This window comes from Streptomyces sp. 6-11-2, assembly GCF_006540305.1.
In the GTDB taxonomy this organism is placed as follows: Bacteria; Actinomycetota; Actinomycetes; order Streptomycetales; family Streptomycetaceae; genus Streptomyces.
Map to the genome: position 1 here is coordinate 1,801,643 of NZ_BJOR01000001.1, position 22,579 is coordinate 1,824,221.

16 protein-coding genes are annotated in these 22,579 nt (G+C 70.8%); 2 read left to right on the plus strand and 14 right to left on the minus strand.

Annotated elements, in window-relative coordinates; translation table 11 throughout:
• Window positions 1–116 precede the first annotated feature (116 nt).
• The 9 genes from TNCT6_RS07375 to TNCT6_RS07415 all read right to left on the minus strand — a co-directional run bounded on the left by TNCT6_RS07375 (window position 117) and on the right by TNCT6_RS07415 (window position 12,007).
• Window positions 117–1,007 carry an ABC transporter permease gene (locus TNCT6_RS07375; RefSeq protein ID WP_141357797.1) on the minus strand — a complete coding sequence of 297 codons (891 nt, stop codon included), beginning with the start codon at window positions 1,005–1,007 and terminating at the stop codon, window positions 117–119.
• A complete protein-coding gene (locus tag TNCT6_RS07380; RefSeq protein ID WP_141357799.1) occupies window positions 1,007–1,942 on the minus strand; it encodes an ABC transporter permease in 936 nt (311 codons plus the stop codon). Before TNCT6_RS07380 ends, TNCT6_RS07375 begins: the two co-directional genes overlap by 1 nt.
• A complete protein-coding gene (locus TNCT6_RS07385) occupies window positions 1,939–3,282 on the minus strand; it encodes an ABC transporter ATP-binding protein (RefSeq protein ID WP_253266047.1) in 1,344 nt (447 codons plus the stop codon). The genes TNCT6_RS07380 and TNCT6_RS07385 overlap by 4 nt, the downstream gene beginning before the upstream one ends.
• The gene (locus TNCT6_RS07390; RefSeq protein ID WP_141357801.1) at window positions 3,279–4,475 is read right to left on the minus strand and encodes an ABC transporter substrate-binding protein; all 1,197 of its coding nucleotides are present in this window, start codon (window positions 4,473–4,475) and stop codon (window positions 3,279–3,281) included. The genes TNCT6_RS07385 and TNCT6_RS07390 overlap by 4 nt, the downstream gene beginning before the upstream one ends.
• Window positions 4,476–4,609: 134 nt before the next feature.
• Window positions 4,610–5,671: a LacI family DNA-binding transcriptional regulator gene (locus tag TNCT6_RS07395; RefSeq protein WP_141357803.1), complete on the minus strand. Its 1,062-nt coding sequence runs from the start codon at window positions 5,669–5,671 to the stop codon at window positions 4,610–4,612.
• 295 nt (window positions 5,672–5,966) lie between these two features.
• The gene (gene ispG, locus TNCT6_RS07400) at window positions 5,967–7,124 is read right to left on the minus strand and encodes a flavodoxin-dependent (E)-4-hydroxy-3-methylbut-2-enyl-diphosphate synthase (RefSeq protein WP_141357805.1); all 1,158 of its coding nucleotides are present in this window, start codon (window positions 7,122–7,124) and stop codon (window positions 5,967–5,969) included.
• A 171-nt stretch (window positions 7,125–7,295) separates the two neighbouring features.
• Window positions 7,296–8,588 (minus strand): RIP metalloprotease, encoded by a 1,293-nt coding sequence (locus tag TNCT6_RS07405; RefSeq protein WP_172633187.1) that lies wholly within the window; start codon window positions 8,586–8,588, stop codon window positions 7,296–7,298.
• Between the two features lie 8 nt (window positions 8,589–8,596).
• Complete coding sequence (gene dxr / locus TNCT6_RS07410; RefSeq protein WP_141357809.1) at window positions 8,597–9,859, minus strand: 1-deoxy-D-xylulose-5-phosphate reductoisomerase; 1,263 nt, start codon at window positions 9,857–9,859, stop codon at window positions 8,597–8,599.
• Window positions 9,860–10,066: 207 nt separating this feature from the next.
• On the minus strand, window positions 10,067–12,007 hold the full coding sequence (locus tag TNCT6_RS07415) for an acyl-CoA dehydrogenase family protein (RefSeq protein WP_141357811.1): 1,941 nt from the start codon (window positions 12,005–12,007) through the stop codon (window positions 10,067–10,069).
• A gap of 349 nt (window positions 12,008–12,356) precedes the next feature.
• Between TNCT6_RS07415 and TNCT6_RS07420 the strand changes: the two genes are divergently transcribed.
• Both TNCT6_RS07420 and TNCT6_RS07425 read left to right on the plus strand, forming a co-directional pair.
• A complete protein-coding gene (locus TNCT6_RS07420) occupies window positions 12,357–13,370 on the plus strand; it encodes a LacI family DNA-binding transcriptional regulator (protein ID WP_141357813.1) in 1,014 nt (337 codons plus the stop codon).
• Between the two features lie 102 nt (window positions 13,371–13,472).
• Entirely contained in the window at window positions 13,473–15,524 is a 2,052-nt protein-coding gene (locus tag TNCT6_RS07425; protein ID WP_141357815.1) for a TIM-barrel domain-containing protein, read from the plus strand.
• Between the two features lie 72 nt (window positions 15,525–15,596).
• On the opposite strand, the gene TNCT6_RS07430 is transcribed toward TNCT6_RS07425, so the two are convergent.
• From TNCT6_RS07430 to TNCT6_RS07450, 5 genes are read right to left on the minus strand one after another with little or no spacing between them, the layout of a single operon-like run.
• A complete protein-coding gene (locus TNCT6_RS07430; protein WP_141357817.1) occupies window positions 15,597–16,310 on the minus strand; it encodes a hypothetical protein in 714 nt (237 codons plus the stop codon).
• 39 nt (window positions 16,311–16,349) lie between these two features.
• Window positions 16,350–18,587, minus strand: a complete 2,238-nt coding sequence (locus TNCT6_RS07435; protein WP_141357819.1) for a glycoside hydrolase N-terminal domain-containing protein — start codon at window positions 18,585–18,587, stop codon at window positions 16,350–16,352.
• On the minus strand, window positions 18,584–20,542 hold the full coding sequence (locus TNCT6_RS07440) for a beta-galactosidase (protein ID WP_141357821.1): 1,959 nt from the start codon (window positions 20,540–20,542) through the stop codon (window positions 18,584–18,586). Before TNCT6_RS07440 ends, TNCT6_RS07435 begins: the two co-directional genes overlap by 4 nt.
• Before the next feature lie 44 nt (window positions 20,543–20,586).
• Window positions 20,587–21,522, minus strand: a complete 936-nt coding sequence (locus TNCT6_RS07445; RefSeq protein WP_141357823.1) for a carbohydrate ABC transporter permease — start codon at window positions 21,520–21,522, stop codon at window positions 20,587–20,589.
• Entirely contained in the window at window positions 21,519–22,553 is a 1,035-nt protein-coding gene (locus TNCT6_RS07450) for a sugar ABC transporter permease (RefSeq protein WP_141357826.1), read from the minus strand. The genes TNCT6_RS07445 and TNCT6_RS07450 overlap by 4 nt, the downstream gene beginning before the upstream one ends.
• Between the last annotated feature and the right edge of the window lie 26 nt (window positions 22,554–22,579).

The window sequence follows — 22,579 nt, forward strand, 5'->3', positions numbered from 1 at the left end:
TGGTTCCCGCACTGTACCTGGCAGCGACGGGGGACGCCGCCCGGCGGTGAATGCCGCCCGGCACCGCCGCTGCCAGTGGGAATGGCCGGCTCCCTGCCCCTCGGAGCGGCCGTCTCCTACGCCGACCGGTCCTCCTTGACGCGGGTCACCAACTGGGTGGGATTGACGAAGCGCAGGGCGATCACCAGCAGCACGAGCATCGACAGCGTGTACATCACGGCCATCGCGTCGATGGACTGCTGGGTGCGGATACCGGCCGAGAAGACGGCGTAGTAGAGGGCCACGACGAGGGTCTGGCTGTCCGGTCCCGCGGTGAGGAAGGTGAGTTCGAACATGCCGACCGTGCGGACCAGGACCAGTACGGAGGCGGCGAGGATGCCGGGCACCAGCAGCGGCGCGAGGACGCGCAGCAGGACGGAACCGGTTCGGGCCCCGCACATCCGGGCGGCCGCCTCGATCCTGGGGTCGATCTGCTCGATGAACGGGGTCATCGTCAGGACGACGAACGGCACGGACGGCACCAGGTTCGCCAGCACCACCCCGGTCAGGGTCCCGGCGAGCTGGAACTTGTACAGGACGGTGGCCAGCGGGATGCCGTAGGTGAGAGGCGGCACCAGGATCGGCAGCACGAACAACAGCAGCACGGCCTTCTTGCCGGGGAAGTCCCGCCGGGCCAGCGCGTAGGCGGCCGGCACCCCGATCACCACGGACAGGGCGACGACGAGCACGGAGACCAGCGCGGTCGTCCAGAAGACCTGGCCGAGCTGGAACTCCCGCCAGGCGGAGCCGTACCACTTCGTCGTCCAGCCCTGCGGCAGCCAGCTGGTGAACCAGCGGGTGCCCAGGGAGTCGACGAGCGGGACGCCGATGACTCCGGCGAGTTGGAGGAGGAAGAACCCGAAGACGAGGGCGGCGATCCAGGTGCCGGGGCGGATCCGGCGCCACCGGGAGGGGGCGGCCGGGTCCGTACCGGCCTGCGCCGCGGGGGTACGGACGAGGTCGGCCATCAGCCCTTGCCTCCCGTCGCTCCTCGGTACAGCAACGACCGCCAGGCGAGCACGAGGACGACGACCGCGAGCATCACCGCGGCCATGATCATGGCGATGGCGGAACCGAGGGAGTAGTCGAATTTCTGGAACGCCGCCTGGTACGCCTCGATCGAGATGACGTGCGTGGTCCTGCGCGGGTCACCGACCAGTTGGGCGGACGGGAACACCGCGAACGCCAGCACGAACGACAGGCAGAAGGTGATGGCAAGGCCCGGTGCGAGCAGCGGCAGGAGCACGTACCGCAGCCGTTTGCGCCAGTCCGCGCCGAGCGTCGCGGCGGCCTGCTCCAGGCTGGGGTCGATACCGGTCAGGTACGACAGCGTCAGCAGGTAGGAGAAGGGGAAGCCGGTGATGATCAGCGAGGCCAGCACACCCCAGTAGTTGTGCACCAGGGCGAGCGGCTCGTCGATGAGGCCGAGTCCCAGCAGGGCCTTGTTGAACCAGCCGTTGGGGCCGAGGTAGCCGAGCAGCCCCTGGGCGGTGAGGACCGTCCCGAGGGTGATCGGCATGACCAGCAGCGTGGTGATCAGCCGCCGGCCGCGGAACACTCCGCGGGTGCGGAACGCGACCGGCACGGCGGCAAGGCAGTTGATCAGCGCGGCGGGCACGGCCAGGCCCAGGGTGATCCACAGGGTCTCCCGCAGATACGGATCGCTGAAGAAGAGCCGGTAGTTGGCGAACGGACCCCCGCCCTGGGCGGGTTGGAACGACAGCCCCAGCCCGTAGAAGAAGGGGTAGCAGAACAGCACGGCGAGGAAGAGCACGCCCGGGACCGCGAGGAGCAGGAGCCGGTCGACGCCGCGCTCGGCCAGGCGGTGGCGGAGCGCGGGCGGGGCGGCCGCGGGTTCCGGCGGCGCGGGCGGCGGGGCCGCGCGGGTGTCGGTGGCGCTCATGTGGCCACCTGCTTCGGGGTGTCACGCGCCTCCCGCGACTTCTCGGAAGGCTCCGCCGCGCCCTCGTCCGCCGGTGCGGCCGCCGGGCTCCGCGGGCCGGCGGAGTCCTCCTCCCCGGCCTCGGGGGCGGACGGCTCGGGGGCGGACGGTCCGGGGGCGGCCGGTCCGTCCCCGGCGCCGGCGCCACCCGGTCCGCGGGACGGACCGGTACCGCTGTCGCTCGGCTGTCCGTCGCCGTCGGCGGCGACGAAGACGAGGACGCGGTCGGACGGTGCGACGAGCCGTACCGACTCGTCGGGCGCGAGTCGTTTCCGGGTGCGGAAGTGGACCCGGCGCCCGTCCGTCAGCCGTGCCTGCACGGCGAGTTCGCGTCCGTGGTACTCGACGACCTCGACCGTCGCGGGCAGTCCGGGAGTGCCGGAGGTGCCGGAGCTGGAGGTGCCGTCTGCGGGCTCGTCCACGGTCACCGCGTCCAGGTCCTCGGGGCGGATGGCCGCCGTGACCCGGCCGCCGGCCGCCACGCCGTCACGGTCGAGCCCGACGAGCGGGCTGCCCGCGATGTCGACGACCACATGGGGGCCGCGGGTCCCGGTGACGGTGGCGTCGAGCAGGGTGCGGTAGCCCATGAAGGAGGCGACATAGCGGTTGGCCGGGCGGCTGTAGACCTCCTCCGGGGTGCCGATCTGCTGGGTGCGGCCGTCGCGCAGCACGACGAGCCGGTCCGCGAGGGAGAGGGCCTCCTCCTGGTCGTGCGTGACGTACACGGTGGTCAGTCCGAGCCGCTGGTGCAGGCGGCGGATCTCCGCCCGCATCTCCAGGCGCAGCGCGGCGTCGAGGTTGGACAGCGGCTCGTCCATCAGCACCAGCCGCGGTTCCAGGACGATCGCGCGGGCGATGGCGACCCGCTGCTGCTGCCCGCCGGAGAGCTGACCGGGCCGTTTGTGGGCGTGAGCGGTCAACTGCACCATGTCCAGGGCCCTGGTGACCCGTTCGGCGGCCTCGGCCCTGGGGACCTTCGCCATCTTCAGGCCGAAGCCGACGTTGTTCCGGACGGTCATGTGCGGGAACAGGGCGTAGTTCTGGAAGACCATGCCGAACCCGCGTCGCTCGGGGGCGAGTTGATCGATCCGCTCCCCGTCGAGGAAGATCTGGCCGCCGGTCAGCGGCAGCAGTCCGGCCAGGCAGTTGAGGGCGGTGGACTTGCCGCATCCGGAGGGGCCCAGCAGCGCCACGAACTCGCCGCCCGAGATCTCCAGGTCCAGTCCCCGCAGGGCCTGGTGTCCGCCGAAGCTGCGGGTGACCCCGGCCAGGCGCAGGGTCGAGATACGGGCCGCGGTCACTGGCCGGCCACCTGACGGTTCCACAGGTCGAAGGCCTTGACCTGCGCCTGCGAGGACAGCGACGGCTTCTTCGGGAACTGGTCGATCCACGTGTCGAACTCGGGGACGCCGTACTCCTTGATGACCTGCTGGGACTTGGCGGGCGCCATCGACAGGGGTACGTCCTTGACGGCCGGGCCCGGGTAGAAGTAGCCGTCGTCGTAGGCCTTCGCCTGCTGCTCGGGGGTGAGCATCCAGTGGAGCAGGTTGAGCACCGCGGACATCTTGTCGGCGCTGACTCCCTTGGGGACCACGGCGTACTGGGCGTCGGTCACCCAGGTCATGTCGTCGAAGTGACCGGCTTTCATCTTCTTCGGCACGGTGCCGAGGGCACGCGGGTTGATGTACCAGCCCGTGGTGCTCATGATCATGTCAACCTGACCGGTGGCCAGGTTCTTCATGGTCTCGGAGGTGCCCGAGCCGTACACGTCGACGTACTTGTCGAGTTCCTTCAGGTACGCCCACGTCTTGTCCCACCCCTTCTCGGGGTCGGACGGGTCCTTGTCGCCGAGGAGGTACGGCAGCCCCATCAGCCAGGTACGGCCGGGGCCCGAGTTGGCCGGGTCGGCGTACTGGAAGCGCTTGGGGTGGGCCTTGGCCCAGTCGAGGAGGTCCTGCGGGGTCCTCGGCGGGTTCGGCACCTTGGCCGGGTCGTACTCGTACAGCGGCCCCGACGGGTAGTACACGACGGCCGTGCCCTTGCCCTGCGCCAGCTTCGCCATCTCCGCCGCCGGCGGCAGGTAGTCCGGGTTGCCGATGGCGTCCTGGTGCGCGGCCATGTCCGCCCAGAGGTCCTGCTCGAGCCCCGCGGCGAGACCGTCGGTGCCGGTGAGGACCATGTCGATCTGGACGCGGCCCGCCTGCTGCTGCGCCTTGATCTTGCCCGCGAGTTCCGGAGCGGGCGCCTTGGAGTACGAGATCCTGCCGACGATCTCCGGATGCGTCTTCCGGAACTCGTCGATCATGCCCTGGGTCAACTGGAGGTTCCCGGCGACGTCGAGGATCTCCAGCGAGACCGGCTTGCTCGGCTTGTCCGGCACCTTCTGGGCGGACTCCCCCTTGTCCCCCGACGACTGACTGCTCGGAGCGCTGCATCCGACCACCGTGACCGCGAGCAACAAGCCGGCGGCGACGAGGCGCTGAACGGACGGCATACGAAGACTGGCTCTGTGGACGGTGCGGGACACAGCAACTCCCTGCGGGCATCGGCCCGATATGCGTCAGCGACAGTGAGGAAACGCTTTCTCAGCCTGGTGCCCGAACAAAATCCTGCCAGCCATCGGATCTGTCAAGAAGGTGCGCCGGTCGAACTACGAACGTGCAGGTCGACCGGGATGGATTCGCCCTCGATGTCATCCTCGCCGGCCATCAGCCGCAGCAGCGCCGCACCGGCGGCCTGCCCGAGTCGGCCTCGGGGAACCGCTACCGTGGTGAGGGGCGGTGCCGAGAAGCGCGCCATGTCGATCTCGTCGAAGCCCGTCAGGGACACATCGTCCGGCACCCGTACGCCGAGTTCGGCGAACCGCGCCAGCAGTCCGAGCGCCACGAAGTCGTTGTAGGCCATCACGGCGCTCGCGCCGGTGCCGAGGGCGGCGTCGGCCGCCGCGTATCCGTCGTCGGCGGTGGAGCCCCCGTCGACCGTGCGCACACGGAGCCCGAAGTCCTCGGCGGCGGCGAGGGCGCGCATCCGCTCGTGGTGGGCCCAGGCGCTCCCGGGGCCGGCGACGTAGACGACGTCCCGGTGCCCGAGCTGGGCGAGGTGGCCGCAGAGGGCGAGGACACCGCGGAAGAAGTCGACGGTGATCGCCCGCAGACCGAGACCGGGCTCCTGCCGGTTGGTGACCAGGATCGGGGTGTCGCGGCCGGTCAGCGCGACGAGGTCGGCGCGCGGCATCCGCGGGGAGCAGAGCAGCAGGCCGTCCGCGTACCGGACGAGGTCCTCGGCCAGTTCCCGCTCGGCGGCGGGGTCCTCGTTGGAGTCCATGACCAGGACGCGGGACCCGTTGGATCTGGCCACCGCGGAAAGGGCCTTGATGATGTCGTGGAAGTACTGGTTCGCCAGGTCCGGGACGAGCACCCCGAGCGTGCCGGAGCGGCCCCTGGCCAGGCCCTGCGCCGCGGCGTTCGGGCGGTAGCCCAGGTCGGCGATGGTCTCGCGGACCCGGTCGGCGAGGTCCGGGGCGACGGTGCCGACCTGGTTGATCACCCGCGAGACGGTCGACACGGAGGCGCCGGAGGCGCGGGCCACATCGGCGATGGTGACGCGTTTCTGCCCCCGCCCGGAGGACCGCCTCGCGGACCCTTCACCACCGTGTCCGGCGCGCTCTCCGGTGCGCCGCGCTGTGGTCATCGCATCCCCCCTGGAGTCGTCCCGCGCCGAGATAGCGATTTCTCGGCCTGCTCGTCAGCAAGTTAGCAGTCACAAGCGAGCGCGAAGAGGGCGTGGACGGCGGCGACGGGCGAACCGTCGCAACATTTCGGTGAAGACGCTTTCCGGAGAACCGGACAGCCCCGCCCCTTCAGGGGCGGGGCTGCGGTGTGGCGTGAAGGGTGAGGCGAGGCGGCAGGCGGGGCGGGAGCCGCCGGAGGGCCGGCCGCGCCGCTCTGGGTCGGTCGCCGTCCTGCGGTCAGCCGTCGTCCTGCGGTCAGCCGCTGACCGAGATCTCCGGCTCGCCCGAGGCGACGCCGTCCTGCTCCATCTGCTCGGCGATCTTCATGGCCTCCTCGATCAGGGTCTCCACGATCTTCGACTCCGGAACGGTCTTGATGACCTGCCCCTTGACGAAGATCTGCCCCTTGCCGTTGCCGGAGGCGACCCCGAGGTCGGCCTCACGGGCCTCACCGGGACCGTTCACGACACAGCCCATGACCGCGACGCGCAACGGCACCTCCATACCGGTCAGACCCGCCGTGACCTCCTCGGCCAGCTTGTACACATCGACCTGGGCCCGGCCGCAGGACGGACAGGAGACGATCTCCAGACCACGCTGACGCAGATTCAGCGACTCCAGGATCTGGATACCGACCTTGATCTCCTCGACCGGCGGCGCGGACAGCGACACCCGGATGGTGTCGCCGATGCCCTCGGAGAGCAGCGCACCGAAGGCGACAGCCGACTTGATCGTGCCCTGGAAGGCCGGACCGGCCTCGGTCACGCCGAGGTGGAGCGGGTAGTCGCATTGGGCGGCGAGCTGCCGGTAGGCCTCGATCATCACGACCGGGTCGTTGTGCTTGACCGAGATCTTGATGTCCCGGAAGTCGTGCTCCTCGAACAGGGACGCCTCCCACAGCGCCGACTCCACCAGCGCCTCCGGAGTCGCCTTCCCGTACTTCTGCAGCAGCCGCCGGTCCAGGGAACCCGCGTTCACCCCGATACGGATCGGCGTCCCATGGTCCTTCGCCGCCCTGGCGATCTCCCTCACCTTGTCGTCGAACTGCTTGATGTTGCCCGGATTCACCCGCACCGCCGCACAGCCCGCCTCGATCGCCGCGAACACGTACTTCGGCTGGAAGTGAATGTCCGCGATCACCGGGATCTGCGACTTCCGCGCGATCGTCGCCAACACGTCCGCGTCGTCCTGCGTCGGACACGCCACCCGCACGATCTGACAACCCGAAGCCGTCAGCTCCGCGATCTGCTGCAAGGTGGCGCCGACATCCGACGTACGCGTCGTCGTCATCGACTGCACCGACACCGGCGCGTCCCCGCCCACCGCCACGGAACCGACCTGGATCTGCCGGCTCTTGCGGCGCTCGGCGAGCTTGGTCGGAACGGACGGCATGCCGAGAGAAATCGCAGTCATCTGCTGTGCAACCCCAAGTCGTGGATCAAGGTCCGGCCTCGTTCAGCGGCGGGCTCCAGGCATCGAGATTACGGCACGTCCATGTGCCCCAGCACATCCCACCCGTCAAAACCCACTCAATGGAAGGCGGCCGGACGGGAGATCCGTCCGGCCGCCTTCGTCAGGGGTCCGCTAGGAGATTTTGACCGGGTTGACCACGTCCGCGATCAGGACGAGGACCGTGAAGCAGACGAAGACGCCCGCCACCACGTAGGCCACCGGCATCAGCTTCGCCACGTCGAACGGACCCGGGTCCGGCCGGCGCAGCACCCTCGCCAGATTCCGCCGCAGCGACTCCCACAGCGCCCCCGCGATGTGCCCGCCGTCCAGCGGGAGCAGCGGGAGCATGTTGAACAGGAACAGGGAGAGGTTGAAGCCGGCGACCAGCATCAGGGCCATGGCCAGCTGCTGGGTGGGCGGGATGTCCAGGGTGAAGATCTCGCCGCCGACGCGGGCCGCGCCGACGACGCCCATCGGGGAGTCGGGCTGGCGGGGAGCGCCGTCGAAGGCCGCGTTCCACAGGGCCGGCACCTTGGCGGGCAGGCTCGCGATGGAGTGGACGGCCTCGCCGAGCCGGTCGCCCATCCAGGTCACGGACTGGCCGAGGTCCTGGCGGACGATGCCGGTGGCGGCGCTGAAGCCGAGGAAGCCGGCGCTGACGTACTGCCCCTGCACGATCTGGCCGTGGGAGTCCTTCTTGGCGACCTGGTTGGTGGCGATCTTCGCGTGCAGGGTGACGTCCTGGCCCTTGCGGTCGACGACGATCGACGCCTCCTTGCCGGGGTTGGCGCGGATCAGGTCGGACAGCTGGTTCCAGTTGTCGGTCTTCACCCCGTTGAAGGAGACGATCTTGTCGCCCGCCTTCAGGCCCGCGGCCGCGGCCGGCGCCGGGGCGTCGGTCTTCTTGCAGTTGTCGCGGTTCTCGCTCTGCGCGATGACGCACTGGGAGACCGAGCTGACGGTGGTCGTCTGCTGCGAGATGCCGAAGCCCATGAGGACGGTCAGGAACAGCGCGACCGCGAGGATCAGGTTCATGAAGGGGCCCGCGAACATCACGATGACCCGCTTCCACGGGGCACGTGTGTAGAACAGGCGCTTCTCGTCACCGGGGCCGAGCTCCTCGAATGCCGCCGAGCGGGCGTCCTCGATCATGCCGCGCCAGGGCGACGTGGAGCGCGCGGTGATCCGGCCGTCGTCGCCCGGCGGGAACATGCCGATCATGCGGATGTAGCCACCGAACGGGATGGCCTTGATGCCGTACTCCGTCTCGCCCTTCCTGCGGGACCAGAGCGTCGGGCCGAATCCCACCATGTACTGCGGCACTCGGATGCCGAAGAGCTTGGCGGTGGAAAGATGCCCCAGCTCGTGCCACGCGATCGAGACCAGCAGGCCCACCACGAAGACGACTATGCCGAGGATCATCATCAAGGACGTCATGCACGCGCCTCCGCTGTCGCCGTCCGCGCTGTCAGTTCCCGGGCCCTGGCGCGGGCCCAGGTCTCCGCTTCGAGGACGTCCGGCACAGTCAGCGTAGTTCCCGTGCGGGGTGTGCCGTGCTCCTCGACCACTTGTGTCACGGTCTCCATGATCCCGTTGAAGGGCAGTGTGCCGCGCAGAAACGCGTCGACGCACTCCTCGTTGGCCGCGTTGAACACGGCCGGGGCGGTACCGGCGAGCCGGCCCACGTGCCGGGCGAGCCCCACGGAGGGGAAGGCCTCGTTGTCGAGCGGGAAGAACTCCCAGGTCGACGCCTTGCTCCAGTCGAAGGCGGGCGCGGCGTCCGGAACGCGTTCGGGCCAGCCCAGGCCGATGGCGATGGGCCCGCGCATGTCGGGGGGCGTCGCCTGGGCGAGGGTGGATCCGTCGGTGAACTCAACCATCGAGTGGACATACGACTGCGGATGCACGACGACCTCAATGCGATCGAAGGAAATGTCGTACAGCAGGTGTGCCTCGATGACCTCAAGACCCTTGTTGACCAGGGTGGCGGAGTTGACCGTGATCACCGGACCCATCGCCCAGGTGGGGTGGGCGAGGGCGTCCTCGACGGTGACGTCGGCGAGCTCGGCCTTGGTCCGGCCGCGGAAGGGCCCGCCCGATGCGGTGACGACCAGCTTGCGCACGTCGGTCCGTGTCCCCGCCGCGAGCGCCTGGAAGAGGGCGGCGTGCTCGGAGTCCACCGGGATGATCTGACCGGGCTTGGCGAGCGCCTTGACCAGCGGGCCGCCGACGATGAGCGACTCCTTGTTGGCGAGCGCGAGGGTGCGGCCCGCCTCCAGGGCGGCGAGGGTCGGGGCGAGGCCGATGGAGCCGGTGATGCCGTTGAGCACGGTGTGGCAGTCGGAGGCGGCGAGCTGGGGGGCCGCGTCCGGTCCGGCGAGGATCTCGGGGAGCGGCTCGGACGTCCCGTACTGCGCGGCGAGCGCCTCGCGCAGGGCCGGTACGACGTCCTCGCGGGCCACGGCGACGGTCCGCACGCGCAGCCGGTACGCCTGCTCGGCGAGGAGACCGACCCGTCCGCCGTTGGCGGAGAGCCCGGTGACCCGGAAGCGGTCCGGGTTGCGCAGTACGAGGTCGATGGCCTGGGTGCCGATGGACCCGGTGGACCCGAGGACCACCACGTCCTTGGGCCCGTCCCCGGCGACGGGGTCGAAGACGAGGTGCGGGTCGGCGAGAGGGGCTGGACTGTCGCTCATCCCCCCATTGTGGCGGCAGCGGCTCCCCGAACGGACAGCGCGTCCCTCCCGGAGGGGGAGCGAGTCGCCGGCCGCCGCGCCGGGGGGCGGCGCGGCACGCCCCCCGGCGGCGGACGCGGTCGGCCGCCCGGTGACCGATGCCTCCGGGCGGCCGGTGGAGTACGCCGGCAGGTGGCCGTACCGCATGTCAGGGCCGTCGGCCGGCCGTTACCTGATCGGCCGGTGCACGTTCTCCCGCTCGCTCGGGCCGGGGTCCGCCGCCGCGATCCAGGGGCCGTCGTCCGACGGGTCGATGATGCCTTCCTCCAGCCAGGTGTAGGCGCCGCCGAGGACGCCCTTGACGACCTTGCGGTCAAGGTCGTCGGTGTTGCTCCACAGGCGGTCGAAGAGTTCGGCGACGCGGATGCGGGACTGGCGGCAGAAGGCGTCGGCGAGCTGGTAGGCCTCGCGGCCGTGGTCGCCGTGGGCGCGCAGGAGCTCGGCGCGGACGCAGGCCGCGCTCATCGCGAACAGTTCGGCGCCGATGTCGACGACCCTGCCGAGGAAGCCCTGCTTGGTCTCCATCCGGCCCTGCCAGCGGGACATGGCGTAGAAGGTGGAGCGGGCGAGCTTGCGGGCGTGGCGTTCGACGTAGCGCAGGTGGCCGGAGAGGTCGACGTGCCCGGGCGGGTGGAACTCGGCGTACGAGCGCGGGAGCTGGCCCGGGCCCGCGACCAGCTTCGGCAGCCACTTGGCGTAGAAGACGCCGGCGTTCGCGCCCGCCCTCGCCTTGTCCGAGAGGGTCTTGTCGGGGTCGATGAGGTCGCCGGCGACCGAGAGGTGGGCGTCGACCGCCTCGCGCGCGATCAGCAGGTGCATGATCTCGGTGGAGCCCTCGAAGATGCGGTTGATGCGCAGGTCGCGCAGCATCTGCTCGGCGGGCACCGCACGTTCTCCGCGGGCGGCGAGGGACGCGGCCGTCTCGAAGCCGCGGCCGCCGCGGATCTGGACCAGTTCGTCGGCCATCCGCCAGGCCATCTCGGAGCCGTAGAGCTTGGCGAGGGCGGCCTCGATGCGGATGTCGTTGCGGTTCTCGTCGGCCATCTGGGACGACAGGTCGAGCACCGCCTCCAGCGCGAAGGTGGTGGCCGCGATGAAGGAGATCTTCGAGCCGACCGCCTCGTGCAGCGCGACCGGCTTGCCCCACTGCTCGCGGGCCGCGGACCACTCGCGGGCGATCTTCAGGCACCACTTGCCCGCGCCCGCGCACATCGCCGGCAGGGACAGCCGGCCGGTGTTCAGGGTGGTCAGGGCGATCTTCAGACCCTGGCCCTCGGCGCCGATGCGGTGGGCGGCCGGTACCCGGACCTGGTGGAAGCGGGTGACGCCGTTCTCGATGCCGCGCAGGCCCATGAAGGCGTTGCGGTTCTCCACCGTGATGCCCTCGGAGGCGGCCTCGACGACGAAGGCGGTGATGCCGCCCCGATGGCCCTCCGACTTCGGCACGCGCGCCATGACGACGAGGAGGTCGGCCACGACCCCGTTGGTCGTCCACAGCTTGACCCCGTCGAGGATGTAGTCGTCGCCGTCCGGGACCGCCGTGGTCGCCAGGCGTGCCGGGTCGGAGCCGACGTCCGGCTCGGTGAGCAGGAAGGCGGAGATGTCGGTGCGGGCGCAGCGCGGCAGGAAGGTGTCCTTCTGCTCCTGGGTGCCGAAGAGTTTCAGCGGCTGCGGCACACCGATCGACTGGTGCGCGGAGAGCAGCGCGCCGATCGCGGGGCTGGCGGAGCCGGCCAGGGCGAGGGCCTTGTTGTAGTAGACCTGGGTCAGGCCGAGGCCGCCGTACTTGGTGTCGATCTTCATACCGAGCGCGCCGAGCTCCTTGAGCCCGGTGACGACCTCGTCCGGGATCCGCGCGTCGCGCTCGATGCGGGCCGAGTCGATCTTCGTCTCGCAGAAGTCACGGAGCTTGGCGAGGAATTCCTCGCCGCGCTGGGCGTCGTCGGGGGCGGGCAGCGGATGCGGATGGATGAGGTCGAGCCGGAAGCGGCCGAGGAACAGCTCCTTGGCGAAGCTGGGCCTGCGCCAGTCCTGCTCCCGGGCGGCCTCCGCCACCTGGCGGGCCTCGCGCTCGGTGACGGTGGGCTTGTTGGACGTTGGTGCGGACATGAGGCTCACCTCGCCGCGAATAGGGATGTGGGGGCGGTACGTTACCGACCGGTGCTACTGGATCGTATGTACCCGATACCGGGCGGATCCACCACCCCACGCGCACGGACGTTCACAGTGCACCGTCTGTCTCGGTGTGATGCCACCCCAGCATCGTGTGTGCGGGGCGTGACGACCACTCCTGTACTCCGTTCGGATGGCCCCGCTCCGTGCCAGAGGAAGAAAACAATCGAAGCGCTTCGACAGGCTATGGACACCTACCTCCGCCGGGGTTACTGTCAAACCACTCTCACACCCCGATGTCAGCACCGCGCACTGTCGAAGCGCTTCACAACACTTGGAGAGCTGGATGGTCACCCTCGCCGAGGTCGCCCAGCACGCCGGAGTCTCGGCGAGCACGGTGAGCTACGTCCTCAGCGGCAAGCGGTCCATCTCCGCGAGTACCCGGCAGCGGGTCGAGGAGAGCATCCGGCAGCTCGGCTACCACCCGAACGCGGGCGCCCGCGCCCTGGCGAGCAGCAGGTCCAACATCATCGCCCTGATGATCCCGCTGCGTACCGACATGTACGTGCCGGTGATGATGGAGATCGCCATCGCCGTGGCGACCACCGCCCGCACGTACGGCTACGACGTGCTGCTGCTCACCGGTGAGGAGGGCCCCGACGCGGTGCGCCGGGTCACCGGCAGCGGGCTCGCCGACGCCATGATCCTGATGGACGTCGAGCTGGACGACGAACGGCTGCCGCTGCTGCGCGGGACCGACCAGCCGTCGGTCCTGATCGGGCTGCCCGCCGACACCAGCGGCCTGACCTGCGTGGACCTGGACTGGGGTGCGACGGGCGCGCTGTGCGTGGAGCATCTGGCGCTGCTCGGGCACCATGACATCGCCGTCATCGGCGAGGCTCCCGCGGTCTACGAACGGCACACCGGCTTCGCCGAACGCACCCTCGACGGTCTGCGCTCCCGGGCCCGCGAGCTGGGCCTGGGCCTGCTGCACCGCCCGTGCGAGGGCGGGTACGACGCGATGGCGGTGACCCTGGCCCGGATCCTCGACGAGCGTCCGGGCACCACCGGCTTCGTCGTGCAGAACGAGTCCGCCGTCGAACCCCTGCTCGCCCTGCTGCGCCAGCAGGGCCGCGCGGTCCCCGAGGACGTGTCGGTGGTCGCGATCTGCCCGGACCAGGTCGCCGTCCAGGCCTCGGTGCGCCTGACCTCGGTGGGCATCCCCGCCCAGGAGATGGGCCGGCACGCGGTCGCGCGCCTGGTGGCCAAGCTCGACGGGCACGGCGCGGACGAAGTGGTGCTGATCGCGCCCGAGTTGACGGTCCGGGCGAGTTCCGGGCCGGTCCGCTCCGGCTCCTGAAACCGGTCCGCTCCGTCCCGGGCCCGGCCCGCTCGGGGCGGCGCCATGCCTTCTCACGCCTTCTCGCAGGACTCTCCGTCCGCACTCCTTCAAGGAGCACTCGTGAACCAGCATGCCGAGACCCAGCCCCCGCACGGCCCGGTCAGCCTCGCCCAGTCCTCCCCCACGGTCGGCATGTCCCGCGACCGGGACGGCGTGCTGGAGTGGAGCGGCCGCCAGGAGACCGTACGCATCGAGCCGTGGGGGCCGGACGCGGTCCGGGTGCGCGCCCGGCTCGGGGGCCCGCTCCTGGACGACCTGCCCGGAGCCCTCCTCGCCCACGCGCCGGCCACCGAGAGCACCGTCAAGATCGAGGACGGCCGGGGGCGCCTGACCGTCGGCGCGCTCACGGTCGACGTCGACGCCGCGGGCCTGATCCGCTTCCTGCGCACGGACGACCTCACGGAACTGCTGGCGGAGGAGCGCGCCCACTTCTGGTGGCCCGGCCCCCGCCTCTACACCGCCGTCGGCAACGGCCACCACCGCCTGGAGCAGCGCTTCTGCGCCTACGACGACGAGAGGCTGTACGGCCTCGGCCAGCACCAGCACGGCCGGCTGGACCAGAAGGGCCTGGTCGTCGACCTGGTCCAGCGCAACGCCGAGGTGTCCATCCCCGTGCTCACCTCCAGCCGCGGCTACACCCTGCTGTGGAACAACCCGGCCATCGGCCGCGTGGAGCTGGCCGGGAACGGCACCCGTTGGGTGGCGGACTCCGCCCGCCAGATCGACTACTGGATCACCGCGGGGTCCCCGGCCGATGCCCAGCGCCGCTACAGCGCGGTGACCGGCCGTACGCCCATGCTGCCCGAGTGGGCGGCCGGCTTCTGGCAGTGCAAGCTGCGCTACCGCACCCAGGACGAACTCCTCGAAGTGGCCCGGGAGTACAAACGGCGGAACCTGCCCATCGACGCGATCGTCTGCGACTTCTTCCACTGGACCCACCTGGGCGAGTGGAAGTTCGACCCCGAGGAGTGGCCGGACCCGGCGGCGATGGTGCGCGAGCTGGCGGACCTCGGCATCAAGCTGGTGGTGTCCGTCTGGCCGTCGGTGTCCCCGCTGAGCGAGAACCACCCGGTGATGGAGCAGCGCGGCTACTTCATCGGCACGCAGTACGGTCCGATGGCGCACGCCGACTGGCCGGACAAGCAGGTCGCCTCGACCGTCCAGGTGGCCTTCTACGACGCCACCAACCCCGAGGCGCGCGCGTTCGTGTGGTCCAGGATCAAGGAGAACTACCTGGACCCGTACGGCATCACGGCGTTCTGGCTGGACGCCTGCGAGCCGGAGCTGAAGCCGGGCTTCGCCGAGAACCTGCGCTACTGGGCGGGCCCCGGCCTGGAGGTCGGCAACCTCTACCCGGCGGAGAACTCCCGCGCCTTCGAGGAGGGCCTTCGCGCCGCCGGCGTGGACGAGGTGATCACCCTCAACCGCTCGGCGTGGGCGGGCAGTCAGCGGCACGGAGCCGCCCTGTGGTCCGGTGACATCGGCACCGACTTCGCGACCCTGCGCCGCCAGATCGCGGCCGGCCTGAACACCGCGCTGTCCGGGATCCCCTGGTGGAACACCGACATCGGCGGCTTCCACGGCGGCGACCCGGACGACCCCGCCTACCAGGAGCTGCTGGTGCGCTGGTTCCAGTTCGGCGCGCTGTCCCCGCTGATGCGGCTGCACGGCTTCCGTGACCCGGGCATGCCGCTCGGCCCGGAGATGACCGGCGGTCCCAACGAGGTCTGGTCGTACGGCGAGCGGGCGTACCCCGTCCTGGAGAAGTACCTGCGGCTGCGCGAGCGCCTGAAGCCGTACGTGCTGGAGGTCATGCGGGAGGCCCACGAGGAGGGGCTGCCGGTGATGCGGCCGCTGTTCCTGGAGTTCCCCGCGGACCAGACGGCGTGGACGGCGGACGACTCCTACCTCCTCGGCCGGGATCTGCTGGTCGCCCCGGTGCTGACGGCCGGGGCCACGGCCCGCACCGCGTACCTCCCGGCGGGCGCGCGGTGGACCGACGCGTGGACCGGCCGGGAGTACGCGGGCGGTACTGCCGTGACGGTCGACGCTCCCCTGGACCGGATCCCGCTGTTCCTGCGGGACGGGGCCGAGCTGCCGGTCGCCGGGTAGCGCGGCCCGGACGCGGACGTGCGGCCGGTCCCTCCCCTATGCGGGACCGGCCGCACACTCATGGCCCCCGGGTCAGCTGCTGCTGACCGTGAGGCTGTTGGTGGTGAAGTCCAGTCCGCCGGACGACGACGTGATCTCGTAGCCGAACTGCACGTCCCCGATGGTCACGTTGCCGAACCAGCCCTTGGTGTCCTTGATCCACTTCAGGATGGGCAGGATGTTCACCGTGCCGGAACTGGAGTTGGAGCTGCGGATGAACGAGAACACGTCGTTCGAGCCGTTGTTGCCCTTGTAGACGGTCCAGGTCGAGCCGCCGAGGGTGACGTTGCCCTGGGAACTGCCGAGCGGGCCGACGGCCCCGGTCTTGTTGACCCAGAGCATGACCTCGTACTTGTAGCCGGTGTCCCAGATGTCGTACGAGGTGTTGTACGCGCCGGAGGACGGAACGGTGACGTTGTAGCTGCTGGTGAGCGAGGCGAGGGAGGTGACCGACTTGTTGACCACCTTCTTGGCGTTCGGGTAGGACTTGATGCCGCCCGTGTTGGGGTGGTTCGCCCATACGCCCCAGTTGGTGCCGGAGTTGGCCCAGATGCACTGGCTGCCGGTGCCGGAGCCCCAGATGTTGTTGTACAGCGTGTAGCCGTTCAGTGTGGTGTTGCCCCACTGGTCGCAGGAGTTCCAGACGGCGGCCTGGGCGGGGGCGGAGGCGAGGCCGACGGTGGCGCCGAGGGCGAGGGCGGGCGCGAGCAGCGCCGTGGAGAGCCTGCTCCGGGTGCGTGTTGCCATGGTGGTGTCCCTTCCATGGGTGGGGGGAGTTGCGGGGGGTCACCACGTCCTCAGGTCGAGGGCGCGGGCCTCTCCGGCGACCAGGTCGAGCGGTCGTGCGCCGGAGGGAGTCCTCAGGTCGATGCGGAGGGTGCGGGTGGGGCGCAGCAGCGCCGTGGCCGCGTCTGGGCTCCAGGCCAGGTCGACTTCGGCCCCGAACCGGGTGCGGATCCCGCGCAGTTCGCCCTCCGGGTACGCCGGCGGGAGCGCGGGCAGCAGGACGAGCCGGTCCGGGGTGGACCGCACCAGCGTCTCGATCAGTACGGCGGGCAGGGTGTGGGCGGCGTCGGCGTTGTAGACGTTCCGGTCCGGGTAGTGGGCGCTCATCAGGGAGGCGTGGAAGTAGTCGCCCTCCAGCACGTACCGGAGGGCGCGGGCGACGCGGTCGCCGTCGCCGAGGCGGGCCGCGATCAGGGCGTGGTGGAGGTGGCCGTGGGCCGAGTCGTTCTCCGTGCCGCGCAGTGCGAGGGCGCGGTGGGCGGCGGCGGCCAGGTCCGGGGTGTCGTGGGGGTCGATCTCGTCCAGCGGCCAGACGGCGTAGAGGTGACTGAGGTGGCGGTGGTCGTAGGCGTCCGCCAGGCCGGGCCACGCCCATTCGGCGAGGGCGCCGTCGGCGTTGATCCGGTGCGGTGGGAGGCGGTCGGCGAGGACCTGCCACCGGTCGGCGTCGGGGGTGCCGGGGTGGTAGGCGGCGGCCGTCCGCAGGGCGTGCCGGGCGGCGGAGAGGTCCATGGCCGCGTTGAGCGTGCCCCAGCTGGCGTTGGCGGGACGGTTCTCGGGCGAGTAGGAGGGGACGACCACGAGGTGGCCGTGTTCGTCGGTGCGGGTGAGGAAGTCCTCGTAGAACCGGGCGGCTTCGGCGAGCGCGGCGGCGGTGCGCGGGTCCTGGGCGCCGCGTGTCTCGTCGAGGTCGACGAGCGGCTTGAGCAGCCAGTCGGCGCCGGCGGTCCACAGGTGCAGCGGGTACTCACGGCTGAAGTGGTACGCGTGGCCGGACTCGCCGTCGGTGTGCGCGGGCGCGACGGCCCCTCGGGTGCCGAAGATCGCGCGGGCGTTGTCCCGCCAGTCGGGGAGTTGTGCCTCGACGAGCCGGGCCAGGGCCTCGCCGACCTCGGGGAGGCCGGCCGCGGCGGCGGAGGCGGTCTGGAGGTTGAGGTTGGCGTCCGTGGTGAACGCGCCGGACCAGGCCGTGTCCCAGTCGCCGGTCCACAGTCCGGTGAGCCGGGGCGGGAGCAGGCCGCTGGCGGAGAGCAGATGGTAGCGGCCCGCCGCGAACAGCCGCTCCGCCAGGGCCGCGCTCCCCGGCCGCTTGAGCAACTCCGAACCAGACAGGGCACGTTCGGCGGCTTCGCCGCGCAGGTCGAGGGTGACTCGGTGGTAGGCGGTGCGGTGCGCGGGCAGATGGCGGTCGAGGAGGTCGTCGTACGTCCGCCCGGTCAGCAGGTCGAGCAGGGCCGCCGCTTCCCCGGTCACGGCCGGTGCACCGGTGCACCGGCGCACCCGGGTGAGCAGCAGCACCGAGTCCGCGCCGGTGACGCGCGCTCCGGACGGGGCGAGCGCCGTGGTGCCACCGGTGACGGCGATCAGCAGCACGCCGGTGTAGGCGCGGTCGCTGCCGGGGTAGCGGGCGTGCAGGCTCAGCACGGCGCCCTCGGCGGTGAGCCGCGCCCCGTGGCCGACGCCGAGGCCGGGCGGCACACCGGGAAGCCGGTGGTCCAGGCGGACGTCGAGCGTGGGACCGGGCGCGGTGACGTGCTGGACGATCACGTCGTCGGCGCGGGAGACGAAGACGCGGCTGATCCGGTCCCCGCACACCGCCGTCACCTCGCCGCTGGTGAAGTCGACCGAGCGGCGGAAGGGGGTCCCTCTTGTTCGAACGGAGTCGTGAACTCGGGGGACCTGCGGGGCGCGGGGCGGGCGGCTCAGCCGGATCCGGAAGGCCGGGTGGAAGGGCTGCACCCACTGCAACGGCCGGCCGTCGGTGAAGGACTCGGCGGCGGTGCGATCACCGGCGAGCAACCGGTCCTGGAGAGCGGGCAGTTCATCGGCGAGGAGCGGCGGCCTGGCGTGCTCGCCGCCGTTGGGGCGGACGAGGGTGTGATGGGTGACGATCACGCGGTCGTCGTCCGGATCGCCGAACACCAGGGCGCCGTGGTGGCCGTTGCCGCTGAGGAAGGCGTCCTCCCAGCGGGCGGCCGGGAGAGGTTCCCAGGTTCCGAGGTGAAGTCCGCCGGTCACGGTTTCAGCACCGCCGCTCCGTACCGTCCGAGCGTCGTACGACCGGTCACGGCCGCCCCGGTGAGCAGGTCGTGGTGGGTGCCCGGCACGTCGACGGTCACCGGCTCACGCCCGTGGTTGAGCAGGAACAGCAGCTCCCCGCGCCGGACGGCCTCGACCCCGGCGGGCAGCCCGTCCAGCACCGGGCGGACGCCCGCACCGGCGGCGACACGGATGAGCAGGGCGCGCAGCGCCTCGGGCTCCGGGAGGGTCGAGACGTACCAGGCGCGGCCCCGGCGCAACACGGCGGGCAGCCCGTCGAGCTCGCCGCCCTGGTACGGGACCGTCTCGTCGGCGGTGCCGTCGGCCTCGATCTCCTCCGACCACAGCGTCCCGCGCAGTCCGCCCGCGCACGCGACGCTCTCCCCCGCGTCCAGCGGCCACCACTCGTGCAGCGTGCGGATGCCGAACAGTTCGCGCAGCCGCGGATCCATGCCGCCGGGGCGGATGCGGTCGTCCTCGTCGGCCACCCCGGTGAGGAAACCGCACACGAGGGTGCCGCCGCCGGCGACGTACGCCAGCAGGTTGTCGATCGCGGCGTCGGTGAGCAGGTAGAGCTGGGGGACGACGACGAGCCGGTGGGCGGTGAGGTCGTGCTCGGGGTGGGCGAAGTCGGTGGCGAGGCGGGCTTCCCACAGGGCGCGGTGCCAGGCGCGCAGGACCTCGGGGTACTCGACGTGCGCGGACGGGCGGCCGTCCTGGTCGCATGCCCACCAGGAGTGCCAGTCGTGGAGGATCGCGATGTCGCGGGTGCCGTGGGTGCCGGACACCTCGGCGCCGATCCGCCGCAGTTCGGCGCCGATCCGCTTGACCTCCTGGAACGTACGGCCCTGCTCGCCGGCGTGGCCGACCATCGCGGAGTGGAACTTCTCCGCGCCCTGCCGGGACTGACGCCACTGGAAGTAGCAGACGGCGTCGGCTCCGTGGGCCACCGCCTGAAGGGACCACAGGCGGTTGAGCCCGGGCGGCTTGGGATGGTTGACGGCACGCCAGTTGACCGGGCCGGCCGCCTGTTCCATGAGCATCCAGGGGCCGCGGGCCTGGGAGCGGGTGAGGTCCTGGACGAGCGCGCCGTACTGGGCGCCGAGAGGGTCGCGCGGGTCGGGGTAGAGGTCGACGGAGACGACGTCCTCCTCGGCGGCCCAGCGCCAGCCGTCCTGACCGGACCACAGCGGCATGAAGTTGGTGGTGACCGGAAGGTGCGGGGTGTGCCGGCGGACGATGTCGCGTTCGGCGCAGTAGCACTCCAGGAGCATGTCGGAGGTGAAGCGGCGGAAGTCCAGGACCTGGGCGGGGTTCTTCAGGTAGTGGGCGCGGCGCAGGGGCAGGATGCCGTCCCAGCTGTCGTAGCCCTGGCTCCAGAACGCCGTTCCCCAGGCGGTGTTCAGGGCGTCGAGGGTGCGGTACTTCGTGCGCAGCCAGCGGCGGAAGGCGGCGGCGGCCTCGCCGCCGTGGTCGTGGGTGCAGTACTCGTTGTTGATGTGCCACATCGTGAGGGCGGGGTGGCCGGCGTAGCGGGCGGCCAGGTCCTCGGTGATGGCGGCGGCGTAGCGGCGGTAGGTGGCGCTGGAGTGCGAGAAGTGCTGCCGGCCGCCCCACCACTCGGTGCGGCCGTCCTCGTCACGGGGCAGGGTGTCGGGGTGCAGGCGGCCCATCCAGGGCGGGGGCGAGGAGGTGGGGGTGGCGAGGACGACGCCGACGCCGTTCGCCTCCATGAGGTCCATCACCGTGTCGAGCCAGCCGAACTCCCGTGCGCCGGGGTGCGGTTCGAGCTTCGACCAGGAGAACACGCCGAGGGTGACGGAGTTGACCCCGGCGTCCTTCATCAGCCGGACGTCCTCGTGCCAGGTCTCCTCGGGCCACTGCTCGGGGTTGTAGTCGCCGCCGAAGAAAATCCGGCCGTTGGTCATCTGCATGACAGTGTCCTCACCTTGGAAGAAGGGCCCCGCGCAGAAGCCGCCTATCCCTTGACGGCCCCCGTGAGCATCCCCTTCCTGAAGTGCTTCTGGACGAACGGCGACAGCACGGCCACCGGCAGCAGTGCCATCACCATGACCGCCATCTGCACGGCCAGTCCGGACAGTTGACCGGTCTTGATGGACTGGGCGAGGCCCACCGGGGCCTGCTGCTTCTGGACGAGCTGGATCATGACGTTCTGGAGCGGCAGCATGCTCTGGTCGTTGAGGTACAGGGACGCGTTGAACCACGCGCTCCAGTAGCCGACCGCGTAGAACAGCGTGATCACGGCGAGCACCGCGCGGGACAGCGGCATCACGATCTGCCACAGGATGCGCAGGTCGCCGGCGCCGTCGATGCGGGCGCTGTCGACGAGTTCCGGCGAGATGTTCATGAAGAAGCCGCGCAGCACGAGGATGTTGAACACGCTCACCGCGCTGGGCAGGATCAGCGCGAGGTAGGTGTCGGTCAGACCGAGGGTCTGCACCAGCAGGTAGGTCGGGATGAGACCGGCGCTGAAGAACATCGTCGCCAGCAGCGTCATCAGGATCCAGCGGTGGCCCAGCGAGCCGGTGCGGGACAGGCCGTAGGCGCACAGCACGGACACGGTCATCGAGAACAGCGTGCCGACCAGGGTGACCAGGATGCTGACGACCGCGGCGCGGGTGACCTGGCCGCCGCCGAGCAGTTCCCGGTAGGCGACGAAGGTGACGCCCTTGGGCACCATGACGAGACCTCCGGCCTCGTCGATGGTCCTGCGCGAGGAGAGGCTGGTGACGACGACGATCCACAGCGGGAAGAGGATCGCCAGGCAGGCCAGGGTCAGGACCAGTCCCTTGCCCGCGAGACCGGCCCCGGTGGGCTTCTCCTCCCACACCGGCCGGGCCGGGGCGGCCCACCGGCGGCCTTCGCGTACGGGCTTGCCGATCACGGCGGTCACTTCCGGTACACCCCCTGCTCGCCCATGAGATGGGCCACCTTGTTCGCGGCGAGGACCAGTCCGAGGCTGACCACGCCCTTGATCAGGCCGGCGGCGGCCGCGTAGCCGAAGTCCTGGTTGCGCACGCCGTTCCACCACACGAAGGTGTCCAGGACCTCCGCGGCGCCGGGGCCGACGGCGTCGCGTTGCAGCAGGATCTGCTCGAAGCCGACGGTGAGGGCGTCGCCGACGCGCAGCACGAGCAGCAGCGCGATCACCGGGCGCAGCGCGGGCAGCGTGACGTGCCAGATGCGGCGCCACCGTCCGGCGCCGTCCATCGCCGCGGCCTCGTACAGGTCCGGGCTCACCGAGGCGAGCGCGGCGAGGAAGACGATGATCCCCCAGCCGGCGTCCTTCCACACGCTCTGCGCGGTGATGAGGAACTTGAAGGTGCTGGGGTCGGTCATGATGTCGAGGCCGTCGTAGCCGTGCTGCCGCAGCAGCTGGGAGAGCAGTCCGGCGCCGCCGAGCAGTTGCTGGAAGACGGCGACGACCAGCACCCAGGAGAAGAAGTGCGGCAGGTACAGCACGGCCTGCGCGACCGCCCGCACCCGGGGTCTGACCACGCTGTTGATGAGCAGCGCGAGCAGGATCGGGATGGGGAAGTACAGCACGAGCTGGAGGAAGAACAGCACCAGGGTGTTCCGTACCGCGTTCCAGAAGGCCGAGTCCGCGAAGATCGCCTGGAAGTTCTCCAGGCCCACCCAGGGGCTGTGCAGGATGGAGACGACGCCGTTGTCGCTGATGTAGGGGTCGTAGTCCTGGAAGGCGACGACGTTGCCGAGGATCGGTATGTAGTTGAACAGCAGGACGAGGACGACGGCCGGGAGTGTCATCAGGAGCACCACGCGGTCGCGTCTGAACCTGACGCGCAGGCTCAGCCTCCCCGGGTGCGGATCGTCCCGGGTTCCGGTGGCGCCGCCGGACGCCCCCGCTGTCCTCGCCGTCGGGTCGGCCTCGGCCCTGCTCCGGGGCACCGTGCTGTGGGACACGGCCGGTCTCCTTGCCTCAGCGCCCG

What these genes read in the sequence shown, in the direction of transcription:
- TNCT6_RS07380 (WP_141357799.1), bottom strand. Translation starts at nt 1,942, where the DNA reads ATGAGCGCCACCGACACCCGCGCGGCCCCGCCGCCCGCGCCGCCGGAA.
- TNCT6_RS07390 (WP_141357801.1), bottom strand. Translation starts at nt 4,475, where the DNA reads ATGCCGTCCGTTCAGCGCCTCGTCGCCGCCGGCTTGTTGCTCGCGGTC.
- TNCT6_RS07415 (WP_141357811.1), bottom strand. Translation starts at nt 12,007, where the DNA reads ATGTCCGCACCAACGTCCAACAAGCCCACCGTCACCGAGCGCGAGGCC.
- TNCT6_RS07375 (WP_141357797.1), bottom strand. Translation starts at nt 1,007, where the DNA reads ATGGCCGACCTCGTCCGTACCCCCGCGGCGCAGGCCGGTACGGACCCG.
- dxr (WP_141357809.1), bottom strand. Translation starts at nt 9,859, where the DNA reads ATGAGCGACAGTCCAGCCCCTCTCGCCGACCCGCACCTCGTCTTCGAC.
- TNCT6_RS07440 (WP_141357821.1), bottom strand. Translation starts at nt 20,542, where the DNA reads ATGCAGATGACCAACGGCCGGATTTTCTTCGGCGGCGACTACAACCCC.
- TNCT6_RS07405 (WP_172633187.1), bottom strand. Translation starts at nt 8,588, where the DNA reads ATGATGATCCTCGGCATAGTCGTCTTCGTGGTGGGCCTGCTGGTCTCG.
- TNCT6_RS07420 (WP_141357813.1), top strand. Translation starts at nt 12,357, where the DNA reads ATGGTCACCCTCGCCGAGGTCGCCCAGCACGCCGGAGTCTCGGCGAGC.
- TNCT6_RS07395 (WP_141357803.1), bottom strand. Translation starts at nt 5,671, where the DNA reads ATGACCACAGCGCGGCGCACCGGAGAGCGCGCCGGACACGGTGGTGAA.
- TNCT6_RS07430 (WP_141357817.1), bottom strand. Translation starts at nt 16,310, where the DNA reads ATGGCAACACGCACCCGGAGCAGGCTCTCCACGGCGCTGCTCGCGCCC.
- ispG (WP_141357805.1), bottom strand. Translation starts at nt 7,124, where the DNA reads ATGACTGCGATTTCTCTCGGCATGCCGTCCGTTCCGACCAAGCTCGCC.